This is a genomic window from Cobetia sp. 1CM21F (genome assembly GCF_023161745.1).
GTDB lineage: Bacteria > Pseudomonadota > Gammaproteobacteria > Pseudomonadales > Halomonadaceae > Cobetia > Cobetia amphilecti.
In genome coordinates, this window is record NZ_JALNTQ010000005.1 from 204,927 (window position 1) to 229,690 (window position 24,764).

Sequence of the window (24,764 nt, forward strand, 5' to 3'; positions counted from 1 at the left end):
GCTGGTGGCTCCTGAGGAGTGGCTGCACCGGATGTGCGTTCAAACCGAACTCATGATCTCAAGGTAGGTGAGTGTTTAATGCCTTCAGTTAAAGTACGTGACAACGAGCCGTTCGACGTCGCCCTGCGCCGTTTCAAGCGCTCCTGCGAAAAAGCCGGTGTTCTTTCCGAAGTGCGTCGTCGTGAGCACTACGAGAAGCCGACAGCTGTTCGCAAGCGTCAGCAGGCGGCCGCTGTAAAGCGCCACGCCAAGAAGGTTCAGCGTGAGCGCAAGCGTTTCGAGCGTCTCTACTGATCCGTACTTTTGGAGAGTGATAGTCTGCTCTCTGGAAGGACACCAAGCGGCTGCCTCACGGTGGCCGCTTGTTTTTGTCTCTAGTGGTCCGTTTGTTCTCGAGCCGTGTGCCGTTGCCTGGCGCATGTCGCTAACTCGAGGAATGGCCTGACCCGAAGGTAGCCGCTCACTTTGCTGAGCCGACACTATCTTGCGGTCAGTCCGTTTTTCCACGACTTCTGGCGAATCATGGCTGGTCTCATCCCTCAAGGCTTCATTGACGATCTGCTGGCCCGCACCGACGTGGTCGAGGTGGTGGGTGAGCGCGTCCAGCTGAAGAAGGCCGGCAAGAGCTATGTCGGCCTCTGCCCGTTCCATCAGGAAAACTCTCCCTCGTTCAACGTCATCCCGGACAAGCAGTTCTATCACTGCTTCGGGTGCGGGGCGAGCGGCAGTGCCCTCAAGTTCCTGATGGAGTTCGATCGCCTGCCGTTCCCCGAGGCCGTGGAGCAGTTGGCCTCGCGGCTGGCGCTTGAAGTGCCGCGCGAAGGCGGCAACCAGAGTCCGCACGAGCGCCGTGAGCGCCAGCGTCGCGAGCAGGCCCGCGAAGAGGGCGTCAATCTGCTCGAGGCGGCCGCGGACTTCTATCGTCAGCGCCTGACGGAACCGGCCGCGCAGCCGGCACGTGAGTATCTGGAAGGCCGTGGTCTGTCGCGTGAGGTCATGCGTGATTTCGGCATCGGCTTCGCGCCGGAAGGCTGGGAGCACCTCAAGCATCACCTGAGCAAGCTGGGTGTCAGCGAGGATGTGCAGATCGAATACGGTCTGCTGATCCATCACGAGGAAAGCGGTCGCCGTTATGACCGCTTCCGCGATCGCGTGATGTTCCCGATCCGTGACTGGAAAGGCCGCACCATCGCCTTCGGCGGTCGCGTGATGGGCGACGCCAAGCCCAAATACCTGAATTCTCCCGAGACTCCCGTCTTCCACAAGGGACGCGAGCTCTACGGTCTGTTTGAAGCCCGTGAGGCGAATCGCAAGCTGGAACGCATGCTGATCGTCGAAGGCTACATGGACGTGGTGGCACTGGCGCAGTACGGCATTCGCAATGCCTGCGCGACCCTGGGCACCGCGACCAGTGAGGAGCACCTCAAGCGCCTCTATCGCCTGGTCGATGAGGTGGTGTTCTGCTTCGACGGCGACAAGGCCGGTCGGCAGGCGGCGCGCCGCGCGCTGGAGACCGTGCTTGAGGTCATGATCGATGGGCGTCAGGCGCGCTTTCTGTTCCTGCCGGAGGGCGAGGACCCGGATTCCCTGGTGCGCAGCGAGGGTCAGGAGGCATTCGAGAAGCGTGTCACCTGCGCCTCCGGGCTCTCCGAGTTCCTGTTCGAGCAGGCCGCGGAAGGACGCGACCTCAAGCGCATGGAGCAGCTCGAGCGGTTCGTGACCCAGGCGCTGGAGTGGATCTCGCGCGTGCCCGAAGGGGTGCTGCGCTCGCTGCTGCTCAAGGAGCTTGAGCGGCGCAGTGGTCTGGAGCGTGAGCGGCTGGATGCCATGCTGGTGGAGCGCGCCGCGGCGCGTGAAGCCCAGCAGGCACGGCTGCGTCAGCACCAGCAGCTACGACAGCACCCTCAGCAACAGCAGCGTTCGCAACCGCAACAACGTCAGCCCGGCGCGACACACTCGGCACCGCGCTCAGCGCCTGCTGCCAGTCCTCAGGACGGCGCGACGCTGAGTGACGCGCAGGACGAGTGGTCGTCGCTGGAGGCGATGGCAGATGCCGGTTTCGGCGACAGCGAGCCCGATGGCTGGCAGCCGGATGACTGGCAGTCGCATGGCGAGATGCCTGCGGGCCAGGGGGCTCAAGCCGCGCGTGCGACGCCGGCCAGGCCTCAGAAGCGCACCTCGGTCAGCATGTTGACGCGCCTGTTGCATCTTCTGGTGCACGAGCCGCAGCTGGTCGCCGAGCTGCCTGACTCCAATGAGTGGATCGAAGGAGCGGGCGAGCCGGTCGACAGTGAGGATGCGCAGCTGTTGAACGACGTGGTGCGTCTCTTGAAGGCGGGGCAGTATCGTTCGCCTCAGGTGCTGTTGGCGCACTTCCTCGGTACCGCACAGGGGCCGAGACTTGAGCAGCTGGCAGCCCGCGAATTGCTGATTCCGCGTGACGTGCGCAGCGAAGAGCTGAAGGGGCTGGTGGAGCATTGCCAGCATCAGCAGGCGCGCACCACGCCGGAAGCGGAATATCAGGCCTTGCTGGCCAAGGAAAAGCGTGGCGAGAAGTTGTCGGCAGAAGAGAAGCAGCGGCTGATGGCCCTGCTGATGGAGCTGGCAACACGGCGCTGACGCAGTCTCGGTGCCAGGAAGGCCGACAATGGTGGAAATGCCGTGAGGGCTGAGGCGATGGCGCAGGAAAATACGCCCCATGGCCTTGAAAGACGCACTCATGCCCACTATTTAATGAGGTAGCTCCCGATGCGGACTGCCGCAACGTAACCGATAACGCTAACACACCTGGATGGTCCGGCAAATACGCCGCTGGCAGCATCTCCTGATGGCACGCTATACTGGTGCGCTTGATGCTCTCTTCGTCCCTATACCGGCGCCATGCTCACTCGCTGAGCCGCGTCGCGTCCAGGTGCTTCATTCTTCTTCGTCGAGATAGGGGTTCTATGGCTGGTAATGCGCAGCAGCAGTCGCGTCTCAAGGAGTTGATCGCGCGCGGCAAGGAACAGGGTTACCTGACCTATGCCGAGGTCAACGATCACCTGCCCGAGGATATCGCTGATCCCGAACAGGTGGAAGACATCATCAGCATGATCAACGATATGGGCATCAAGGTCGCGGAAGAAGCGCCCGATGCCGATACCTTGATGATGTCTGATTCCTCCACTGACGAGTCTGCCGCCGAAGAGGCCGTTGCCGCCCTCGCCGCGGTGGAAAGCGATGTGGGACGCACCACCGACCCCGTCCGCATGTACATGCGTGAGATGGGCACCGTGGAACTCCTGACCCGCGAAGGCGAAATCAAGATCGCCAAGCGGATCGAGGAGGGCACGCGTGAGGTGATGTCGTCGCTGGCATTCTTGCCGGGGGCAGTCGACTCCATCCTGGAAGCCTACGACGGCACTCTGGGCGAAGACGGTGGACGTCTGTCCGATCTCTTCTCCGGTTTCATCGACCCTGACGAAGGCGTGCCGGGTGTCGCTGAAGTCGAAGTCGAGGAAGTCGAAGAGATTCCCGAGGGCGAAGAGTCCGAAGGCGACGAAGACGAAGACGACGATTCCGCCTCTGAAGGTGGCCCGGACCCCGAGCTGGCCCGCGTCCGCTTCGAGCAGATCCGTGAGCAGAACGAGGCGACCAAGGCCGCCATCGAGAAGTACGGTTCCGGCTCTGCCGAGGCGAAAGCCGAGCAGGACCGTCTTGCCGAGCTGTTCTCGCCGATCAAGCTGGTGCCCAAGCACTTCGAGCGTCTGGTCGGTCAGGTTCGCGTGTCCGTCGAGCAGGTGCGCGAGCAGGAAAAGGTCATCCTGCAGATCTTCGTCAAGCGCGGCAAGGTGCCTCGCAAGAGCTTCATCAAGGCCTTCCCGGGCCACGAGTCCGACATGGACTGGTTCGACAGCTTCATCGGTGGCAGCAAGAAGTACGCCGACAAGCTCGAGCCGTTCCGTGCCGACGTGCTCCGTGCCCAGCGCAAGATCGCCTTCGAGCAGGACATGGTCCAGCTGCCGGTCAGCGAGCTGAAGGAAGTGAACCGTCGCCTGTCGATCGGTGAAGCCAAGGCGCGTCGTGCCAAGAAGGAAATGGTCGAGGCCAACCTGCGTCTGGTCATCTCCATCGCCAAGAAGTACACCAACCGTGGTCTGCAGTTCCTGGATCTCATCCAGGAAGGCAACATCGGTCTGATGAAGGCCGTGGACAAGTTCGAGTACCGTCGTGGTTACAAGTTCTCGACCTACGCCACCTGGTGGATCCGTCAGGCGATCACTCGCTCCATCGCGGACCAGGCGCGCACCATCCGTATTCCGGTGCACATGATCGAGACCATCAACAAGCTGAACCGTGTCTCGCGTCAGATGCTGCAGGAAATGGGTCGCGAGCCGACGCCGGAAGAGCTGGGCGAACGTCTCGAGATGCCGGAAGACAAGGTGCGTCGCGTACTCAAGATCGCCAAGGAGCCCATCTCCATGGAGACGCCGATCGGTGACGATGATGATTCGCACCTGGGTGACTTCATCGAGGACGGCACCATGGTCTCGCCGATCGACTCCGCCACCGGCGAAGGTCTGATCGAAGCGACCCGCGGTATCCTGTCCGGCCTGACCGCACGTGAAGCCAAGGTGCTGCGCATGCGCTTCGGTATCGACATGAACACCGACCATACCCTCGAGGAAGTCGGCAAGCAGTTCGATGTCACCCGTGAGCGTATCCGTCAGATCGAAGCGAAAGCGCTGCGCAAGCTGCGTCACCCGTCACGCTCCGAGTCACTGCGTTCCTTCATGGAAGAGTGATCTGAAGCGCTCGGGGCCACACCTCGACTGCTGGCCCCGCTGACAAGACAACGCCCGCCCCCATGCGAATGGGGGCGGGCGTTGTCGTTTGTGGGCTTTACGTTACGGGTCTTTCTCTACGGGATGTGCCCTGTGGGGCTATCAGACGCCGTGGCGCAGCTGGTGAGACGAAGGCGTTGCCGCCACGCTGAAGACGACACGGCCCTTGATGCACTGACGGGAGACCGGCCCCATCTGCTCGCTGCTCAAGCCGTCGGGGTGCTCGCCGCGTAGCCACAGGCGGCCGTTGTCGTCGATGCGATGCAGGCGCTTGACCAGCTGGCCGAGCCTGGGATGTTCCACCACGACGGTGGCGCCGGGCGTCAATCGCCAGCGACTGGGCCAGCGCATGCTGATGATGAGGCTGTGCTGCGGGAGACTGGGGGCAAGACTATGACCGTGCAAGCGGTAGCTACTGAACCAGCGCATGTGAGGCTCCTTGAGAATGAGGGCATGACACGGTCAAGATCCTGTCGGTGCTTTCCTGTGGCAGTGGCGATAGTTGAATTGTATCCACTGCTTAGTAAAATATAATCATTCTCATTTGATGTCCAGCCGTTTCCTGTCAGCGCCTCGCGCAATGGCTATCGAGAGACGGCTGTCTAGCGCAGCCTGTCGAGAGAAGGCTGTCGAGCAGAGACTGTCTCGCGAAGCCTGTTGAGAGTAGAAACGAAAAAAAGCCGCGGCTCTGGTGAGCAGCGGCTTTTGGGAGAGTCACGGGTCTGTCTGTCTCTTGCGCTTCGTGCTGTGCTTCATGTCTTGTCACGTCACTTCGCGTTGTTTCATGGGGCAGGGCGAAGTGACGGTCGTGCGACAGGTCATGCGCGCAGCTCGGAAAGAGGGTTTTGCTGCCGGGCTCAGTCGTTGGCGTTGAGCTCACGCAGCAGGGCGCGGCGCTGGCGGCCCATGCGGATCGCCAGCAGCACGATCTCGATCACGGCGATGGCCATCAGGGTGTAGCCGAACAGTTCGGTGACTTCCTCGGCGGCATTCTTGACCGAACGCAGGTAGGAGTCCCCCATAAGGGTTTCCCAGAATTCCGAGCGACCGTAGAGGCGTGAGAAGACGTAGGTCGCCAGGAAGCCGGCGCCGAACAGGCCGAACGCGAAGCTGCGTCCGAAGTGCTCGAACTCGGCAATGAAGCGGCTGCGGTTGCGCCATACGCCGATGATGACCGGAATCGCGACCACGCTGACCAGGAACTGCCAGCTGCCATCGCCGATCATGCCGTCGAGCAGGGCGTCCTGTTCACGGATCAGGGACGCCGCGAACAGACCGAACAGCAGCAGGCTGATGGTGCGCAGGTCCGGCAGGCGTGAATGCACCAGCCACATGGTGGCTGCGCTCAACGCCAGCAGAGTGCTCTGCATGTGTTCTGTCCAGCTGGCTTCGCTGAAGCCGACATCACCGAAGTGGTGGGCATCATGCATGACCAGCGACATCATCGCGGCCACCAGCGGCGCATAGATGGCCAGGCGCAGGCAGGCTTGCATGAAGAGCGAAGTGGGCTTGCGCCCATACAGTGGCTGTTCGGCGCTGATGGGGAGCGGAACAGCGTTATGGTGCTGGGTATGCGAAGTCAGGCGAGACAAGGGACTCTCCGGACAGTCCATGGACTGCCTGTCAGGGTGAGGGTGTTGTTTGCCTGCTCATTATAACGATGCAAAGGTGCTCAGTTAATATTCTGGTAAGAAAACTGTGAGATTCCATTTCAGCATCGATGTTGCGCCGAGCGGAAATGTTCGTCAGCTCTGACGTAACCGATCCCGCTCGGCTTCCTCGACGATCCAGTCATGCACGGCCTGGATGCGGCCATCATCCAGGGTGCCGTGGGGATGGACGATGACGTAGCGCTTGCCGGTCAGTACCCGCTGCGCGAAGGGCGCGATCAGCGTGCCGCGCGACAGCTCGTCGGTGATCAGCGTGCGCCTTGCCATCGCGACTCCCATGCCGGCGATGGCAGCCTCCATCGACAGGTGGTTGCGGTTGAAGGTATAGCCACGCTGAACGTTGATCTCGGGCGCGCCGATGCTGGCCAGATAGAATTCCCACTCGGCGTGGTCGTGACTGCCGCGCCAGGCGGTGATGTCGTGCAGCAGCGGATACCAGGCGAGGTCCTCTGCGCTGCGCAGCGGCGGGCGGCCGCGCATCAGGCCGGGATGGCAGACGGGGAAGATCTCCTCTTCCATCAGGTCGGTGACCTGCATGCCCGGGTAGTGGCCGTCGTTGAGGTCGACCGCCAGCTCGAAATCGCCCTCGCGAAGCGGCGAGTCACTGTCCTCGGCGCGCACGTGCAGCTCGATATCCGGAAAGCGTGCCTGCAGGCGTGGCAGTCTGGGCGCCAGCCATTTGGAGAGGAATGACGGCACCGAACGCAACCTGAGTACACCGCTCATCAAGCCGCTGCGCAGCCGTTTGACCTCCAGTCCCACCGCGCTATAGGACTGCTCCACGACACGCGCCAGTCGAGCGCCTTCTCCTGTCAGCTCGAGTCCGCGTGAACGACGCAGAAACAGCTTGAAGCCCAGCCGCTCCTCCAGCTGCTTGATCTGCTGACTCACCGCGCCCGTGGTGACGTGCAGTTCTTCCGCCGCACGCGTGAAGGAGCCATGACGTGCGGCGCAGGCGAATACCTGCAGCCAGGCATGGGTCTGACCATTCAGGTGGCGCAGGCTCGGTGTGGTGGCGGGCGCGCCGGTCGCCGTCGGCGGCACGGCGGGGCCAGTACCAGGCGTGTTGTCGAGGGAAGACGTCATGGGCGGGTCTCATGCAAGCGCTGGAGGCAGATAGTGAGGGAGAAGCCGCGATGGCCAGACGCAGATGGCGGTGATAGCTAAAGGCATCAGGACACAAGGTGGCGCGAAGAGCATAGTTTACGCCGTTTTTGATGCATAGGGTTTAGTCAGACTAAACCCACGACCAATTTTTATGGTTTGTCGCATCCCGCCCCCATCCATCATCATTGCCTCATCCACTGGCAGGCGCTCAGGCGCGGCGAGTTTCCGAGATGAGGTGTTGTCATGTCCATCAGTGTATTTGATCTCTTCAAGGTCGGTGTCGGCCCCTCCAGCTCGCACACCGTCGGCCCGATGCGTGCTGCCGCGCAGTTCGTCGAGACCCTGCGCTCGCGTGACCAGCTGGAGCGCGTGGCGCGCATCGAGGTGCAATTGCATGGTTCGCTGTCTGCCACCGGCGTAGGCCATGGCACCGACAAGGCGACCATCCTCGGCCTGATGGGCGAGCTGCCGGAAACGATCGACCCTGCGATCATCGACCCCTGCATCGAAGAGCTGCTGGAGTCCCAGACACTGCTGCTCGACAACCGCATCGCGGTGCCCTTCGTGTGGGTACGTGACATGCAGTGGCACGATGCGCCGCTGCCGTATCACCCCAATGCCATGCGTCTGATCGCCTACGGCCATCGCGATGAGCTGTATCGCAATGTCTATTACTCGGTGGGCGGCGGTTTCGTGGTCGACGAAGTCGAGGCCGCGCGTGACCCGCTGCTGGAAGACGAAAGCCTGCGTCTGCCGTATGAATTCAACACCGCCAATGAGCTGCTGGCGCTGTGTCGCATGCACAAGATGCGCATCAGCGAGCTGATGATGGCCAACGAATGTGCGCTGCGCAGTGAGACCCAGGTGCGTCGCGGGCTATGGCGCATCTGGGAAGTGATGAACGAGTGCATCGACAACGGCCTGACACACGAAGGCGTGCTGCCCGGCGGACTCAACGTCAAGCGCCGTGCCAAGCGTCTGCATGCGCGTCTGCTGGATGTGGAATCCAGCAAGTCGATCATCACCTCGACCTTCTCGGCGATGGACTGGGTCAACCTGTTCGCGCTGGCGGTCAATGAAGAGAACGCGGCCGGCGGCCGCATGGTGACGGCGCCGACCAATGGCGCGGCCGGCATCATTCCGGCGGTGCTCAGCTATTACATGAAATTCCAGGAAGATGCTCGCGAGGAGGACGTGGTCGATTTCCTGCTCACGGCAGCCTCGGTGGGCATCCTGTGCAAGAAGAACGCCTCCATCTCCGGCGCGGAAGTCGGCTGTCAGGGCGAGGTGGGTTCCGCCTGCGCCATGGCGGCCGCCGGGCTTGCCGAGCTGATGGGCGCGACGCCGGAGCAGGTCGAGAACGCGGCGGAAATCGGTCTCGAGCACAACCTGGGGCTGACCTGTGACCCGATCGGCGGCCTGGTGCAGATTCCCTGCATCGAGCGCAATGCGATTGCCTCGGTCAAGGCGATCAATGCCGCCCAGATGGCGATGTGTGGCGATGGCGATCACTTCGTCTCGCTGGACAAGGCGATCCGCACCATGCGCGACACCGGTCGCGACATGCAGGACAAGTACAAGGAGACCTCCAAGGGCGGTCTCGCGGTCAACGCCATCGAATGCTGATACGACCGCTAGCCACTGGCAGGTTCCGTGACCTGGACTGGATTGAGTCTGACTGAATTGAGTCTGCGTGATTTTAACCCGCGCTATGTGAACCTGTGTGATGTGAGCCTGAGTCGAACTGCCATGACTTTCCGCCGGAGGCCTGCCGCCTCCGGCCAAACCCGTTGTCTCTTGTCAGGTACATGATCTCCGGCCAGAGGTCATGATCTCGGCAACCCTCGTTGACGCCTCTTCGGCGCGGTATTCCGCGACGGACAGGCGTCTTTTTTTATGGCGGAAATAGCGCTCATCTCGACGGTTCGGCTCGGGCTGGTGAGGGAATCTGCCGGCCTCGAGATGTCTCGGGAGGGCTGCGTTGTAAAGAAGTCGCTGATATATCGGCTATTGGTCGAGTGAGCGCGCTTGCCGCTGGCAGCGCGCCTCTCGCTATTCTAGTTTACGTAAACGTCAGTTGCGCCGTTCGCAACGATGGAGCGCAACGATGGAGCGTATCGAGGGCCTGTCGATGGCGCCTGTTGATGCTGCGTGTCGATGACGAGCCGCGATGTTGCGGGCATCCGCGCTGACGAACAGCCCTCATGTCTCTTGGGAGACACAGACCACCGGCTTGCCGGTCAGGACGGAGTACTGACATGCCATCACCGCCCATTCAGGGGCCGCGTGCCAGCGGGGGCGCATCAGCGACAGCCCCGATTCTCGAGACGCGTGGCTTGAGCAAGGACTTTCGGGGTTTCACGGCCGTCGATGACGTCAATCTCCAGGTGCAGGAAGGGCATATCCATGCCCTCATCGGCCCCAATGGCGCCGGCAAGACGACAGTCTTCAATCTGCTGACGCGCTTTCTGCCGGCCACCCGCGGCGAGATTCTCTATCGCGGCAAATCCATCACTCGCATGAAGTCGCATGAGATCGCGCGCCTTGGGTTGGTGCGCTCCTTCCAGATATCGGCGGTGTTTTCCCAGATGACGGTGCTCGAGAACGTGCGGGTCGCCCTGCAACGCCCCCAGGGCACCTCGTTTCATTTCTGGAAGCCGGAACGCAGCCTCGACAGCCTGAACGAGCAGGCATTGCATCTGCTGGAGCAGGTAGGGCTGCGCGATGACGCTCACCGTGTGACCGCCAGTCTGCCTTACGGCCGCAAGCGCGCGCTGGAGCTGGCGACCACGCTGGCGCTTGAGCCCACGCTGATGCTGCTGGACGAGCCGACCCAGGGCATGGGCGCCGAGGATGTGGACCGCGTGGTCGAGCTGATTCGTGTCGCGGCGCGGGGCCGTACGGTGCTGATGGTCGAGCACAACCTGAGCGTGGTCAGCCGTCTGTGCGATCGCATCAGCGTGCTGGCGCGCGGCCGGGTGTTGGCGGAAGGCGACTACGCCAGTGTGTCGGCCAACCCCGAGGTGCGTGAAGCGTATCTGGGCAGTGAAGCGCCCGAGTCCACGGCGGATGAGCACAAGGAGGTTTCATGACGGTGGTTATGGAGCAGGCGACGGACAGGCAAGCCTCGGCGGCCGACTCGCCGCTGGGGGAAGAGCAGCTCTGCCTGCGCGAGCTGAACGCCTGGTATGGCGAGTCCCATGTGCTGCATGGCGTCAACATGACGGTGCGGCGCGGCGAGCTGGTGACCTTGCTGGGTCGCAACGGGGCCGGTCGCAGCAGCACGCTGCGCGCGATCATGAACATGGTCGGCCGGCGCAGCGGCGACATCCTCATCAAGGGGCAGGACAGCATGGGGCTGGCGCCGCATCGCATCGCCCATCTCGGTGTCGGCTTCTGCCCCGAGGAGCGTGGCATCTTCGCCAGCCTGAGCGTCGAGGAGAATCTGCTGCTGCCACCGCTGGTCAAGAGCACAGGACATGACCAGGGCCGGAGCCAGGGCCAGGGCCAGGGCCAGGGCCAGGGCCAGGGAATGTCGCTGGATGAGCTCTATGCGCTGTTCCCCAATCTGCATGAGCGGCGCACCAGTCAGGGCACGCGCCTCTCCGGTGGCGAGCAGCAGATGCTGGCGTTGGCGCGCATCCTGCGCACCGGGGCGGACCTGCTGCTGCTGGATGAGATCACCGAGGGGCTGGCGCCGGTCATCAATCAGAAGCTGGCCGAAGTGCTGATGATGCTGAAGGCGCGCGGCATGACCATCGTGCTGGTGGAGCAGAACTTCCGCTTTGCCGCACCGCTGGCCGACCGTCATTACCTGATGGAGCACGGCACCATTCTGGAAGAGATCAGCGCGGCCGAGTTGCCGGCCCGCCACGAATATCTGCACAAGGTACTGGGGGTCTGAGCTCCCGCTCGAGCTGAGCTGCACAGGGCTGGCCGCCATGCACGGCCTTTGCACTCGTCCATCTGAAGTCCGCACGTCTCGCCACAACAATCACAATATTGCCGGGTAATCCGGTCTGGAGATGTCATGCACGCCACCGCTTCATCCAACGCCACTGCTACATCCAACGCCACCGTTTCATCCAACGCCACTCCTGTCGCATCACCGTTGTCACGCTGCATCACGGCGGCCACTCGCCGCCGCCTGTTGCCGCTGTCCGCGCTCATGATGGGGTCACTGCTGTCGGCGGGAATCGCGCAGGCCGATATCAGCGACGGCGTGATCAAGATCGGCTATCTGGCCGACATGTCGGGCACCTATCGTGACCTGGCAGGCCCAGGCGGTCTCGACGCGCTCAAGATGGCCGTCGAGGACTTCGGCGGCAGCGTCAACGGCATGCCGATCGAGGTATTGAGTGCCGATGACCGCAACAGCGCCGATGTCGGCGCCAATACGGTACGCGGCTGGATCGATCAGCAGAATGTCGACATGGTCGCCGGGCTGGTGGCCTCATCGGTGAGCATCGCGGTGACGCGGATTCTCGCCGAACAGGACACGCTGGGTATCGTTTCCGGCTCGGCGGCTTCCAGCATCACCAATGAGCATTGCACGCCCAATCATGTCCACTGGGTGTACGACACCTATCCGCTGGCGCACGGCACGGCCAAGGCGATCGTTGATGAAGGCGGCGACAGCTGGTTCCTTTTGACCGCGGATTACGCCTTCGGTCATGCCCTGGAAGGCGATGTGGAAAAGGTGGTGAACGAGAACGGCGGCACCATCGTCGGCAAGGTACGTCATCCGTTCCCGACCAGTGATTTCTCCTCCTACATCCTGCAGGCGCAGGGTTCCGGGGCCAAGATCGTCGGGCTGGCCAATGCCGGGTCGGACACCGTCAATGCGCTGACCACGGCGAGCCAGTTCGGCGTGGTGCAGGCCGGGCAGTCGCTGGCGGGGCTGCTGATCTTCCTCAACGACGTGCATGCCCTGGGGCTTGAGGTGGCGCAGGGGCTGCAGCTCACCACCGGCTGGTACTGGGACCTCAATGACGAGACACGCGCCTGGTCCCAGCGCTATCACGAACGCAATGAGCGCATGCCGACCATGGTGCAGGCCGGTATCTACTCCAGCACCCTGCATTACCTGAATGCGGTCGCGGCCACCGGCAGCGATGACACCGCCACCGTGCGCGCCAGAATGGGCGAGACGCCGGTCAACGACATGTTCGCCAACAACGGCACCATCCGTGCCGATGGGCGCATGGTGCACGACATGTATCTGGTCAAGGTCAAGGCGCCCTCCGAATCCCAAGGCGAGTGGGATGTCTATGACGTGATCCGCACCATTCCCGGCGCTGAGGCCTACCGACCGCTGGCGGACAGCCAGTGCGAGCTGGTCAAGGGCTGAAGCTGAACGTCAGTCGAGTCGCTGAGGTGTATGGAATGGCGCTGCCGGTCGGATGATCGGCAGCGCCGAGCGGCTGACGCGAATGGGCGCTGAAAAGGAATGTGCGGATGACCATGATTTTTGGAATACCCCTGATGGTGCTGTTCGGTCAGCTGATGCTGGGGCTGATCAACGGTGCCTTCTATGCATTGCTGAGCCTTGGGCTAGCGGTGATCTTCGGTCTGTTGCGCATCATCAACTTCGCGCATGGTGCCCAGTACATGCTGGGCGCCTTCGCGGCGCTGCTGGGAGCGCAATATCTGGGGCTCAACTACTGGACGGCGCTGATCGTGGTGCCGCTGGTGGTAGGGGCCCTGGGCATCGTGGTCGAGCGTCTGCTGCTGCGGCGCATCCAGCATCTTGATCACCTCTATGGCCTGTTGCTGACCTTCGGGCTGGCGCTGATCTTCGAGGGCACGCTGGTGAATCTGTTCGGTGTCTCGGGGTCGAGCTATCCGATCCCCGAGGCGCTGAGTGGCGGCTTCAAGCTGAGCTTCATGTTCCTGCCCACCTATCGCGCCTGGGTGCTGGTGGCGGCGTTGGTGGTCTGCTTCGGAGTCTGGTTCCTGATCGAGCGCACGCGCCTCGGTGCCTATCTGCGCGCGGGAACCGAGAACCCCGAGCTGGTGCAGGCCTTCGGCATCAATGTGCCCTTGATGGTGTCGCTGACCTACGGACTCGGTGTGGCGCTTGCCGCCTTCGCCGGCGTGCTGGCCGCGCCCCTGTATCCCGTCTCGCCGACCATGGGCTCGAGCCTGCTGATCGTGGTGTTCGCGGTGGTGGTCATCGGCGGGATGGGCTCGATTCTCGGCGCCATCCTCACCGGGCTCGCGATGGGGCTGATCGAGGGGCTGACCAAGGTGTTCTATCCCGAGGCCGCCAATACCGTGATCTTCGTCGTGATGGTGATGGTGTTGATGCTTCGCCCTGCCGGGCTGTTCGGAAAGGAGGCCTGACATGGCCGTACTGCAACAGGATCACCAGGCCGCGCGTGCAGGCAGCGCGCCGCGCAGAATCACCCCGCTGGGCGTGCTGTATCTCGTGCTGTTCCTGCTTGGGTTGCTGGCACCCTGGGTCGCCTATCCCGTCTTTCTGATGAAGATTCTGTGCTTTGCGCTGTTCGCCAGCGCCTTCAATCTGCTGCTCGGCTTCGTGGGGCTGCTGTCCTTCGGGCACGCCGCCTTTTTGGCCACGGGCGCCTATATCACCGGCTTCTTGCTCGCGGAATACCCGGGCCTGAGTCCGGCACTGGGCATCGTGGCCGGTACGCTCGGCGCGGTAGTGCTGGGGACGCTGTTCGGGGCGCTGGCCATCCGACGGCAGGGCATCTACTTCGCGATGATCACGCTGGCCCTGGCCCAGATGATGTTCTTCTTCTTCATCCAGGCGCCGTTCACCCACGGGGAAGATGGCCTGCATGGCGTGCCGCGCGGTGAGCTGTTCGGCGTGTTCGATCTGGCGAACAACCACACCCTCTATTACTTCGTGTTCGCGATCTTCGTGGCGGCCTTTGCCCTGATCCGGCGCGTGGTGCATTCCCCCTTCGGTCAGGTGCTGAAGGCCATTCGCGAGAATGAACCGCGCGCCATCTCGCTGGGCTATCACACCGATGCCTACAAGCTGGTGGCCTTCGTGCTGTCGGCGGGGCTGGCGGGGCTGGCGGGAGCGACCAAGACGCTGGTGTTCCAGCTCGCCTCGCTGGGTGATGCCAGCTGGCACATGTCGGGGGAGGTGATCCTGATGACATTGCTGGGCGGCGTAGGCACGCTGCTCGGGCCACTGGTGGGCTCCGGGCTGGTCATCGGGCTGCAGCATCAGTTGGCGCAATCCGCGCTGGGGGATTGGGTCAGCGTGATTCTAGGCGCCATCTTCGTGGTCTGCGTGCTCAGCTTCCGCAGCGGCATCATCGGGGAATGTCAGCGCTGGATCGCGCGTCGTCAGCAGCGGGAAGATAAATGAGTGGCGAGGCGGCGAGAAGGAAAAGCGAGAAGCACGAAGGGATATCAGCAAGACAGAGTGAGCGGCCCATCCTGTTCTGAAGCAAAGAAAATCAATGGCTTGCCGATGACTTCAGACATAAAAAAAGTCCACCCCAAGTAGGGTGGACTTAAATGCCATTGTATATCGAGGGGGATACGCCGGTCCCGGATCCTCGACTCAGCAATGAGCACGCCATGCGAGATAGCCGCCATTTGCCATCTCGCTGTATAGATTGCATGCCCGATGCCAGCTTTTTGGTATTACCAATAAAAACAATGGCTTGAGATGTTGATGCCTGTTTGTGGGCTGCCAGGTGGCGGTCAGATGGCTCGAGGTGTGCGCGCTGTTGGGCGATTCATGGTGCGTTGCAGCATGGTTGTGCACCAAATGCGTGCCGTTTTTCGAGCATATCCGTACGTCATCAATAACTTATGTGGATAGCGGGTGTGGATAGCGGGTGTGGATAGCGGGTGTGGCTAGCAGGCATCGTCTGCCTGCTGGCACTGTACCTGTACCTCGCCGCTTGCCAGACGCACAGGCCACACCGTCAATGCGAGTGTGGCGTCGTCCAGGCATTGGCCATCACTGAGTCGATAGCGCTGCTTGTAGAGTGGCGAGATCACCAGTGGCTCTCCGGCGTGATCACCCAGCAGGCCGCGGGCAATCACGTTGGCGCCTGACACCGGATCATGATGGTCAATGGCGAACAGCGTGAGGTCATCGCTGTCGGCTGTGGCCGGCAGCGTGAACAGGGCGATCTGGCAGGCCTGGCCGTCCGCCTCAAGCCAGGCGGCCACGCCGGAGCCCGGCACCAGGTCCTCGCGCTGGCAGAGTGTCACCCAGCGTAGCGGCGACTGTGTCGCGGCAGAGGTGTCCTGTGTTGCAGAGGACGGGCTGGAGAGCGGAGTGGAAGATGTCGTGGCGAGTGCGGGCGATGTCATGAGCGTACCTCCGTGGCCAGGTGGGTCGTTGACTGAGGTTGATGTTCTGCCACTGCTTCGCGGGCGCCACCGTCGCTGATGATCAGATTGCCACTGGCCAGTTCATCGCGGCTGGCGGGGCGAATCTGGTCGCGCTCGACGATATTGACCACGTCAGGGTCCGGGCGCTGGTCATTCACGTAGTTGCGGAAGCGCTTGAGCTTCTCGGGGCTCTTGAGCGCATTGGCCCATTCGCATTCGTAGCGGTCCACCACCTGCTGCATCTGCTCTTCGAGGGTCTCGCCGAGCCCCAGGCTGTCCTCGAGAATCACCTCTTTCAGATAGTCGAGGCCGCCCTCGAGGCCCTCGCGCCAGACGGAGGTGCGCTGCAGGCGGTCGGCGGTGCGGATGTAGAACATCAGGAAGCGGTCGATGGTGCGAATCAGGCTCTCGTCATCCAGGTCGGTCGCGAACAGCTCGGCATGACGCGGGCGCATGCCGCCGTTGCCGCAGACGTAGAGGTTCCAGCCGTTCTCGGTGGCGATCACGCCGACATCCTTGCTCTGGGCCTCGGCGCATTCACGGGTGCAGCCGGAGACGGCGAACTTGAGCTTGTGCGGGGAACGCAGGCCCTTGTAGCGGTCTTCCAGCGTCAGCGCCATCGCCATGCTGTCCTGCACGCCATAGCGACACCAGGTGCTGCCGATGCAGGATTTCACCGTGCGGGTGGACTTGCCGTAGGCGTGGCCGGTCTCGAAGCCGGCGGCGATCAGCTCGCTCCAGATATCCGGCAATTCATGCAGCTGGGCACCGAAGAGGTCGATGCGCTGACCGCCGGTGATCTTGGTATAGAGGTTGTAGCGCTTGCCGATCTCACCGATGGCGATCAGCTTGTCCGGCGTGATCTCGCCGCCGGGGATGCGCGGCACCACGGAATAGGTGCCGTTCTTCTGCATGTTGGCCATGAAGGTGTCATTGGTGTCCTGCAGCGGAATGTGCGAGGACTCGGTGATCGGCGCATTCCAGCACGAGGCCAGAATCGAGCCCACTGCCGGCTTGCAGATCTCGCAACCCAGGGCATCCGGATGGCGGCCGTGGCTGGCCATCAGCTCGGCGAAGGTCTCGATGCCTTCGACGCGCACCAGCGAGTAGAGCTCCTGACGCGTGTGCGCGAAGTGCTCGCACAGTGAGCGATCGACCTCGACGCCACGACTTTCCAGCTCGGCATCCACTACCTTCTTGAGCAGCGCCGCACAGCCTCCGCAGCCGGTGCTGGCCTTGGTGCAGGCCTTGATGGCGCCCAGATCACTGTTGCCGGCATCGATGGCACTGCAGACATCGCCCTTGGAGACGTTGTGGCAGGAGCACAGCGTGGCGCTGTCGGGCAGGGCGTCCGCGCCCAGCGTGATGGCTTCGCCACTGGCATCCGGCAGGATGAGTGCCGCCGGGTCCTTGGGCGCCGCGATGCCATTGGTGACGTACTGCAGCAGGGTGTCGTAGCGCGAGTTGTCGCCGATCAGCACCGCGCCCAGCACCTGCTTGCGGTCCTGCGAGACGATCAGGCGGCGATAGACGCCATCGGCCTCGTCACAGTAGCGATAGCTGATCGCGCCCTCGGTCTTGCCGTGGGCGTCACCGATGGAGCCGACATCCACGCCCAGCAGCTTGAGCTTGGTGGACATGTCGGCGCCCTGGAAGCGGAAGCTCTCCTGAGAGGCGCTTGCCGCATCGCCAGCGCTGGCGGCCAGCAGGGACGCCACGCCGCGGGCCATCTGATAGCCCGGCGCGACCAGCCCGAAGATGCGCGATTGCCACAGGGCGCACTCGCCGATGGCGAAGATTTCCGGGTCCGAGGTGCGGCATTCGTCATCGATGATGATGCCGCCGCGCTCGCCGATCTCGAGGCTGGCGCTGCGTGCCAGGGCGTCCTGAGGACGGATGCCGGCGGAGAACACGATCAGGTCGGTCTCCAGATATTCGCCATCGGAGAAGTTCATCCGCCACTGATGGTGCTCGCCGGGCACGATGTCGGTGGTGGCGCGATTGAGGTGCACCCCCACGCCCAGCGCAGTGATGTGTTGCTTGAGCGCAAGGCCGCCATCCTCATCCAGCTGCACCGGCATCAGGCGTGGCGCGAATTCGACGACATGCGCTTCCAGGCCGAGTGACTTGAGGGCATTGGCGGCTTCCAGCCCCAGCAGGCCACCGCCGACCACCACGCCATGTGTCTTGCCATCGGCGGCAGCGCGAATCTGATCAAGATCCTCCAGGGTGCGGTAGACCAGACGATTGCTGGCGGCGGCCTCGCTTCCCGGCTCACCGAGGCCCTGGATGGGCGGCACGAAGGGGGTCGAGCCGGTCGCCAGCACCAGGCTGTCGTAGGGGTAGCGCCCGCGCGTGGTGATGACATGGCCGCCATCGCGGTCGATGGCGGTGACGCACTCGTCGAGGTGCAGGGTGACGCCCGCCTTGCGGTAGTCGTCGGCGGTGCCGAGCGCGAGAGATTCGGCATCACGCCCGGTGAAATACTCCGAGAGATGCACGCGGTCGTAGGCGATGTGGCCTTCCTCGCCGAAGACATGAATCTGGTAGTGCGCGGTGGCGCCCAGTGCGATCAGCTGCTCGACGCAGTGATGGCCAACCATGCCATTGCCGATGATGATCAGATGTTTCATGCGGCCTCCTCGAAGGTGTCAGGGGTGTTGTCGGTCTTGTCGGTCTTGTCTGTGGTGTCGCGATCACGATGCTGGTCTGTCATGTCTTGAGTGCCCGGCTTGCCGCTGGGGTCATCGGGCGCCGTCGGCGGGCCGTCCTGGGTCAGTCCTGCCAGGGCTTCTGCCGGCATCAGCAGGAGGTCTTCGCGAATCCTGGTCAGTGGCGTGCCGGCCCTGAGCGCTTCGAACAGGGCGTTGCCGGCACTGACGTCGCCGTAGAGCACCACGCCGACCAGGCGCTCCTCGCGCAGCAGCAGTCGGCGGTAGTCGCCCAGGGCGTGGTCCTGATAGACCAGCACCTCGTCATTTGGCTGTGGGGTAAGCTCGCCGCAGCTATAGAGGTCGATGCCGCTGACCTTGAGGCGCGTCGCCAGTGGCGCATTGCGATAGGGCGGAGTCGGTTGCGCGAGAAGCTGGCGGGCGAGCACTTCGATCTGCGCCCAGATGGGCTCGATCAGGCCGAAGGTCTCGCCAGCCACCTCACAGCATTCGCCCAACGCGTGAATGTGCGGATCGCTCGTGAGCAGATGGCCATCGACCTGGATGGCGCGCTGACAGGCCAGCCCCGCAGCACGCGCAAGCTCGATTTCGGGGCGGATGCCGGTGGCGGCGATGGTCAGTCCGGCGCGCAGTTCGCGGCCATCCTTGAGGCGCACGCCGGTGATGCGGCCCGCCGGGGTCTCGAGCCACTCTTCGAGGTGCGCGCCAGTGATGATGTCGAGGCCACGCTCGCGAAGTTCCTGCTCCAGCAGTCCGGCCGCGACCTCATCCAGCTGACGGTTCATCAGGCGCTCGCTGCGCTGCAGCAGCGTCACCTCAAGGCCCCCCTTGCGCAGGCCCTCGGCGGCCTCGAGCCCGAGCAGCCCGCCACCGATGACCAGTGCGCCGGCGCCCTCCTGCCGTCCGGCAAGGCAGGCGGCCTGCATCTGCTCGACATCCTTCAGATCGCGAAAGCCCATCAGTCCCGGCGGCCAGTCATTGGCGGACGACGCCTTTGGCAGGTGAGCGGGCAGAAGCAGGGGCAGCGCCGGGCGTGAGCCGGTCGCGATCACCAGCCGCTGATAGGGGATGCGGCCGCCGCTGGCGGTCTCGACACAGCGGGCGGCGCGATCGATCTGGCTGACGGGGTCGCCGCTGATTCGTGTGATGCCGTGCCGCGAGAACCAGTCGGCCTGCTGGCTGATCAGGCCTTCGGTTTGTGTCTCGCCGGCCAATAGCGGCGAGAGCTGAATGCGGTTGTAGGGGAGGTGGGGCTCCTCGCCGATCACCGTGACCGGCCAGGGCAGCTGCTGATCAGGGCTAAGCGAGACCAGCTGCTCCAACAGCTTCTGCGCCGCCATGCCGTGGCCGATGATGACCAGTGCTGGCGTAGGCTCGCGAGTGGTAGATGACGGATGCATTCTGCCTCCTTGCGCTGACGTTCTGGACGCATAAAAAAAGCGCCTGCTTGCCGCCGTGATGATCACGACGTCAAGCAGGCGCCTTTGCCTGGAAGATGAGGGCTAAGCATTGGATAGCGAGTTGCAGTGTCAGGTGACGATGTCGCTGTCACCCACAACTGCGGCAGGTCTGGCGGACCGTTGGCTGCTGCATGTCACTCATCGGAGTGATGCGCTGCGAGACCTGCGATTCGGGGTCGTCATTGACCCAACCTGCCGATACTCAGGCGAATTCGGTGCCGCTTCAGAGAAAGCCGCTATTTTTCATTCACTTGCAGTTGCAGATACTCGAGGAGAGGTCCTGGCATGGTCGAGCCGGTCGCGGTTCAGGGAGGCATCAAGGCAGGGATTGGTGCAGTCGCATGCGCTGATGCACATGGCTGGTGCGTCAGCGGTGCCTGGCGCTGGCCGTCTCGCGCTGTCCGCCTCCTGCTTCGGTAGCTTATGACGGCCAAGTGATTGTTATTTCTGGTGATTGGTCAGGGTTGGTCTGTTAAGTGCGTCTATCAGGTCATTGGTGTGATACCTGATTGAGGGTTCGCGACTCCGCAAGCTTCACTGTTGCGAGACTCGCGAACCGGCCAACGGCGGCTCTTCAATCATGCACGCCATGTCGACGTCTCGAAGACGAGATTGCGCACCCATCGGCATGACGAGACCGTATCCACCATCAGTTTTCCTTGTCAGTCTGCAGGGCAGACCAGGACTGACAACGACAGGCAAAGGCGCCTGATGACCGCACATTACGTGGCGGGTCATCAGGCGCCTTTTTTCATGCTTACTGCACCAGGGAGTGATGTCTATGCAGGCCAGCAAGCCCCAGAGCACAAGTGAGTCTTCCTCCTGCAGCGCCTCGACGACCTGCCCGTATTGCGGTGTCGGGTGTGGCGTGTCACTTGAGCTGAAAAACCGGGTGCAGGAGGGTGGTGAGCTCAAGCGCAGGATCACCGCCGTCAGCGGCGACAACGACCATCCGGCCAATTACGGGCGTCTGTGCGTCAAGGGGTCTGCGCTTGCCGAGACACTGTCATCCAGCGGCCGTCTGACGCAGCCTCAGATACGCGATGCCGCAGGCGTGCTGCGAGAGGTGAGCTGGGATACGGCGCTGGATCTGATCGCCGCTCGCTTCGGTGAGCTGCGCAGCACCCATGGTGGGGACAGCATTGCCGCCTATCTGTCGGGGCAGCTGTTGACCGAGGACTATTACCTCGCCAACAAGCTGTTCAAGGGCTTCATCGGTACGCCGCACCTGGATACCAATTCGCGGCTGTGCATGGCCTCGGCGGTCGTGGCGCACAAGCGTGCCTTCGGGGCAGACGCCGTGCCTTGCAGCTATGAGGATCTCGAGCGTGCCGAGCTGGTGGTGCTGGTCGGCAGCAATCTGGCCTGGAATCACCCGGTGCTGTTCCAGCGCCTCAAGCAGGCGCGTATCGACAATCCCTTGCTGCGTATCGTGGTGATCGACCCGCGCCTGACCGACAGCTGCGAGATCGCGGACCTGTATCTGGGCATTCGCCCCGGTAGCGACGCGCGCCTCTTCAATGGCTTGCTGGCCTATATGGCCGAGCGCGGACGCATCGATCGCCTCTATCTGGAGGCCCACACCCAGGGTTTCGATGCGGCAATCAAGCAGGCGAAGCGTGACGATTGCTCGCTTTCCGCAATTGCGCGGGATTGCGATATCGATGTGGAGCGTCTCGAGACCTTCTATTACTGGTTTGCCACCCAGCTACACGTGGTCACGCTGTTCTCCCAGGGCGTGAATCAATCGACCAGTGGCACCGACAAGGGTAATGCGATCATCAATTGCCATCTGGCAGGCGGCAAGATCGGGCTGCCGGGAGCGGGGCCGTTCTCCATCACCGGGCAGCCCAATGCGATGGGCGGCCGCGAAGTCGGTGGCCTGGCGAACCAGCTGGCGGCACATATGGATTACGACACGCCGGGTGCGCGGGCGCTGGTCAGCGAGTTCTGGCAGGCACCGAACCTGCCCGAGGGGCCTGGTCACAAGGCGGTCGAGCTGTTCGCGGCGCTGGGGCGTGGCGAAATCAAGGCGCTGTGGATCATGGCGACCAACCCGGCGGTGAGCCTGCCGGATAGCGCACGAGTGCGTGCAGCGCTGGCGGCCTGCCCGCTGGTGATCGTCTCCGAGTGCATGGCCGACAGCGACACCCTGGCCTACGCGGATGTGGTGCTGCCGGCCAGCAGCTGGAGCGAGAAGGATGGCACCGTCACCAACTCCGAGCGCTGCATCTCGCGTCAGCGTGGCCTGCTCACTCCGCCGGGTGAGGCGCGTCATGACTGGTGGCAGCTGGCGGAGGTCGGCAAGCGCATGGGCTATCAGGAGGCTTTCGACTACTCGGGGCCCCACGCGATCTTCCGTGAGCACGCCCGCCTCTCGGGGTTTCGCAATTCTGCGCCGCGTCTCAAGGCCGGTCGCAAGCCATCGGCAACCTCCTCGGTCAAGCGGCTGTTCAACATCGCGCCGCTGGCGGAGCTGGATCGCGCGGGTTACGACGCGCTCAAGCCGATCCAGTGGCCGGTACGCCGCGGAGACAAGGGCGAGCTGATCGGCACGCCGCGCCTGTTCGAGGATGCCACCTTCAACACTCCCAATGGGCGCGCACGCCTGGTGCCCGTGGTACCGCAATTACCGCAACAGGCGCTGAGCGATGCGGCGCCGCTGCGCCTCAATACCGGGCGTATTCGTGATCAGTGGCACACCATGACGCGCACCGCGCGCAGTGCTCGCCTGATGAATCACCGGGCCGAGCCTTTCGTGGAGCTCCATCCGCAGGATGCGGCGGCTCGCGATTTGCAGGATGGCGGTCTCGCGCAGCTCAAGGGGCGTGATGAGCAGGGCGGGCTGCGTGGAGATTACCGGGCTCGCGTCCGCATCAGCAGTGGTCAGCGTCGCGGGGAGGTATTCATTCCGATGCACTGGAGCGACCACTTCGCGAGTCACGCTCGGGCCGGTGCGCTGCTGGCGGGGCTCGTCGATCCCTTCTCCGGTCAGCCGGAATCCAAGCATGGCGCGGTAGAGGTCGCGCCATTGCCATGCGAGTGGCAGGCCACTCTGTTGATTACCCCCTCCATCCTGGCCGGGCGTGAGGATCTGGTGGCTGCCGTGACCCAGCTCGACGGGCGCTACTGGGCGCGTATTCCGCAATCGGCATTGGTGCGCTACCAGCTGGCAGGTCAGGGCCAGCCGGATTGGCAGCATTGGTGCGAAAGCCATCTGGGTGTCCCGGCGGGGCTCTGGGCACAGGACGCCGCGCAAGGGGGCATCAGCGCAGCGGGCTTTCGTGATGGACGCCTTGTCTGGTGGCTGAAGGTGATGCCGGGTGACGCACACCTCGATCGCCAACCCAATATCGCCTGGCTGGGCGAATGCTTCGCATCAGAGCAGCTCTCCGCGCATGAGCGGCGCAGCCTGCTGGCCGGCCGTCTCTCCGGGCAGGCGGATGTCGGGGCGATGGTCTGTGCCTGCCATCAGGTCGGCGAACTGACCATTCGTCAGGCCATCCAGTCCGGTGACGGTTCCGTGGAAGCCCTGGGCGCGCGACTGGCCTGCGGCACTCGCTGCGGTTCCTGCCTGCCTGAACTCAAACGTCTTGTGGAAGAGGAGCGATCCGATGAGCGGATTGATTCGTTGGAAATGGCGTGACCTGATGTCGGTATCCAGCAGTGCAGAGTCTCTCGGGATTCTCATGGCACGGCTGACCGACGGCCTGATGTCGCGGCGCGAGTGGCGTGGCGAGAATCGGCATGTGCCAGCGCGCAGCGATGCCAACGGGATTTCTCCCGCCTGGGAGGCGTTTCTTCCGGGGCAGGTCGCGCTGGTGGGCGCGGGGCCGGGGGAACCGGACCTGATGACGCTCAAGGCTTGGCGAATGCTGAATGCTGCGGATGCGGTGGTCTATGACCGCCTGGTCGGCGATGAGATTCTCGCTCAGCTACCGGTGCACTGTGAGCGCTACTACGTCGGCAAGGCCTGCGGCAATCATAGTGTGCCGCAGGATGAGATCGGCGCGCTGATGGTGCGCCTGGCGGGGGAGGGCATGCGAGTCGTGCGCCTCAAGGGCGGTGATCCCGGTGTCTTCGGTCGCATGGGGGAAGAGCTCGCGGCCCTCGATGATGCCGCCATCACGCGGCATATCGTGCCTGGCATCACCGCGGCTTCCGGTGCGGCCGCTGCCCTGGGAATGCCATTGACGGACAGGGCGCATGCACAGCGTCTGCGTTTCGTGACCGCTCAGCTCTGCAGCAAGAGTGAGCAGCCTGAGTGGCAGCAGCTGGCACGTCGCGATGAAACGCTTCTCTTCTATATGGGGCTCAATCGTCTCGAGGTGATCTGTGATGAGTTGCAGCGTCATGGGCTGCCGGCGGACTGGCCGATGATGCTGGTCGCCAATGCCAGCCTTCCCGAGCAGCAGACCCTGCACGGCTCGCTCGGCAATATGGTGAGTCGTCTGGCCGAGCATCCATTGCCGACACCCTGCCTGATCATCGTCGGCAGTGTCTGCCAGATGGCGGCGGGGCGAGAGAGTGCGCTGGCCGATGCCGTCGCGCAGGCAGAGGCTCACATGTCTTGCAGGGAAGCATGTTGAGAAGCCTGCTTTGCACTCTTTTGGGCATTGCTGCCAAAAAGCCCTTGCCCTCACGGCGGTTCGTGCGTAAAGTACGCATCCGCTGCCGGGGACGCATGGCGTTACCAGCGGT

17 protein-coding genes are annotated in these 24,764 nt (G+C 63.2%); 11 read left to right on the forward strand and 6 right to left on the reverse strand.

Annotation, left to right across the window (positions count from 1 at the left end; translation table 11 throughout):
• Positions 1-78 precede the first annotated feature (78 nt).
• From rpsU to rpoD, 3 genes are all read left to right on the forward strand, one after another.
• Complete coding sequence (rpsU, locus tag MSG32_RS15630; protein ID WP_024951433.1) at positions 79-294, forward strand: 30S ribosomal protein S21; 216 nt, start codon at positions 79-81, stop codon at positions 292-294.
• Positions 295-522: 228 nt separating this feature from the next.
• Entirely contained in the window at positions 523-2,619 is a 2,097-nt protein-coding gene (gene dnaG / locus MSG32_RS15635) for a DNA primase (protein ID WP_248380583.1), read from the forward strand.
• 326 nt (positions 2,620-2,945) lie between these two features.
• Positions 2,946-4,784 carry an RNA polymerase sigma factor RpoD gene (rpoD, locus tag MSG32_RS15640; protein ID WP_043334650.1) on the forward strand — a complete coding sequence of 613 codons (1,839 nt, stop codon included), beginning with the start codon at positions 2,946-2,948 and terminating at the stop codon, positions 4,782-4,784.
• 141 nt (positions 4,785-4,925) lie between these two features.
• On the opposite strand, the gene MSG32_RS15645 is transcribed toward rpoD, so the two are convergent.
• The 3 genes from MSG32_RS15645 to MSG32_RS15655 form a co-directional block, all read right to left on the reverse strand.
• Complete coding sequence (locus tag MSG32_RS15645; protein WP_248380584.1) at positions 4,926-5,252, reverse strand: hypothetical protein; 327 nt, start codon at positions 5,250-5,252, stop codon at positions 4,926-4,928.
• A 428-nt stretch (positions 5,253-5,680) separates the two neighbouring features.
• Positions 5,681-6,415, reverse strand: a complete 735-nt coding sequence (locus tag MSG32_RS15650; protein WP_107335965.1) for a hypothetical protein — start codon at positions 6,413-6,415, stop codon at positions 5,681-5,683.
• Positions 6,416-6,568: 153 nt separating this feature from the next.
• The gene (locus MSG32_RS15655) at positions 6,569-7,579 is read right to left on the reverse strand and encodes a LysR substrate-binding domain-containing protein (RefSeq protein ID WP_248380586.1); all 1,011 of its coding nucleotides are present in this window, start codon (positions 7,577-7,579) and stop codon (positions 6,569-6,571) included.
• Between the two features lie 264 nt (positions 7,580-7,843).
• Between MSG32_RS15655 and MSG32_RS15660 the strand changes: the two genes are divergently transcribed.
• From MSG32_RS15660 to MSG32_RS15685, 6 genes are all read left to right on the forward strand, one after another.
• Entirely contained in the window at positions 7,844-9,226 is a 1,383-nt protein-coding gene (locus MSG32_RS15660; RefSeq protein ID WP_043334655.1) for an L-serine ammonia-lyase, read from the forward strand.
• 632 nt (positions 9,227-9,858) lie between these two features.
• Positions 9,859-10,692, forward strand: a complete 834-nt coding sequence (locus MSG32_RS15665) for an ABC transporter ATP-binding protein (protein ID WP_052384708.1) — start codon at positions 9,859-9,861, stop codon at positions 10,690-10,692.
• Positions 10,689-11,504 (forward strand): ABC transporter ATP-binding protein, encoded by an 816-nt coding sequence (locus MSG32_RS15670; protein WP_248380588.1) that lies wholly within the window; start codon positions 10,689-10,691, stop codon positions 11,502-11,504. Before MSG32_RS15665 ends, MSG32_RS15670 begins: the two co-directional genes overlap by 4 nt.
• Before the next feature lie 264 nt (positions 11,505-11,768).
• On the forward strand, positions 11,769-12,950 hold the full coding sequence (locus MSG32_RS15675) for an ABC transporter substrate-binding protein (RefSeq protein ID WP_052384712.1): 1,182 nt from the start codon (positions 11,769-11,771) through the stop codon (positions 12,948-12,950).
• A 107-nt stretch (positions 12,951-13,057) separates the two neighbouring features.
• Entirely contained in the window at positions 13,058-13,945 is an 888-nt protein-coding gene (locus MSG32_RS15680) for a branched-chain amino acid ABC transporter permease (protein ID WP_043334657.1), read from the forward strand.
• Between the two features lies 1 nt (position 13,946).
• Entirely contained in the window at positions 13,947-14,948 is a 1,002-nt protein-coding gene (locus MSG32_RS15685; RefSeq protein WP_225347306.1) for a branched-chain amino acid ABC transporter permease, read from the forward strand.
• 497 nt (positions 14,949-15,445) lie between these two features.
• Here MSG32_RS15685 and nirD read toward each other — a convergent pair whose 3' ends face one another.
• Genes nirD through MSG32_RS15700 form a run of 3 tightly spaced genes read right to left on the reverse strand, consistent with a single transcriptional unit; the run spans position 15,446 to position 20,003 of the window.
• Positions 15,446-15,910 (reverse strand): nitrite reductase small subunit NirD, encoded by a 465-nt coding sequence (gene nirD, locus MSG32_RS15690; RefSeq protein WP_248380590.1) that lies wholly within the window; start codon positions 15,908-15,910, stop codon positions 15,446-15,448.
• Positions 15,907-18,564 (reverse strand): nitrite reductase large subunit NirB, encoded by a 2,658-nt coding sequence (gene nirB, locus MSG32_RS15695; protein WP_282460389.1) that lies wholly within the window; start codon positions 18,562-18,564, stop codon positions 15,907-15,909. Before nirB ends, nirD begins: the two co-directional genes overlap by 4 nt.
• Positions 18,561-20,003 carry an FAD-dependent oxidoreductase gene (locus MSG32_RS15700; protein ID WP_248380592.1) on the reverse strand — a complete coding sequence of 481 codons (1,443 nt, stop codon included), beginning with the start codon at positions 20,001-20,003 and terminating at the stop codon, positions 18,561-18,563. Before MSG32_RS15700 ends, nirB begins: the two co-directional genes overlap by 4 nt.
• Positions 20,004-20,844: 841 nt before the next feature.
• Here MSG32_RS15700 and MSG32_RS15705 point away from each other — a divergent pair.
• Positions 20,845-23,709 (forward strand): nitrate reductase, encoded by a 2,865-nt coding sequence (locus MSG32_RS15705; protein ID WP_248380594.1) that lies wholly within the window; start codon positions 20,845-20,847, stop codon positions 23,707-23,709.
• Positions 23,678-24,652: a uroporphyrinogen-III C-methyltransferase gene (gene cobA, locus MSG32_RS15710; protein WP_248380596.1), complete on the forward strand. Its 975-nt coding sequence runs from the start codon at positions 23,678-23,680 to the stop codon at positions 24,650-24,652. The genes MSG32_RS15705 and cobA overlap by 32 nt, the downstream gene beginning before the upstream one ends.
• Positions 24,653-24,764: the final 112 nt, after the last annotated feature.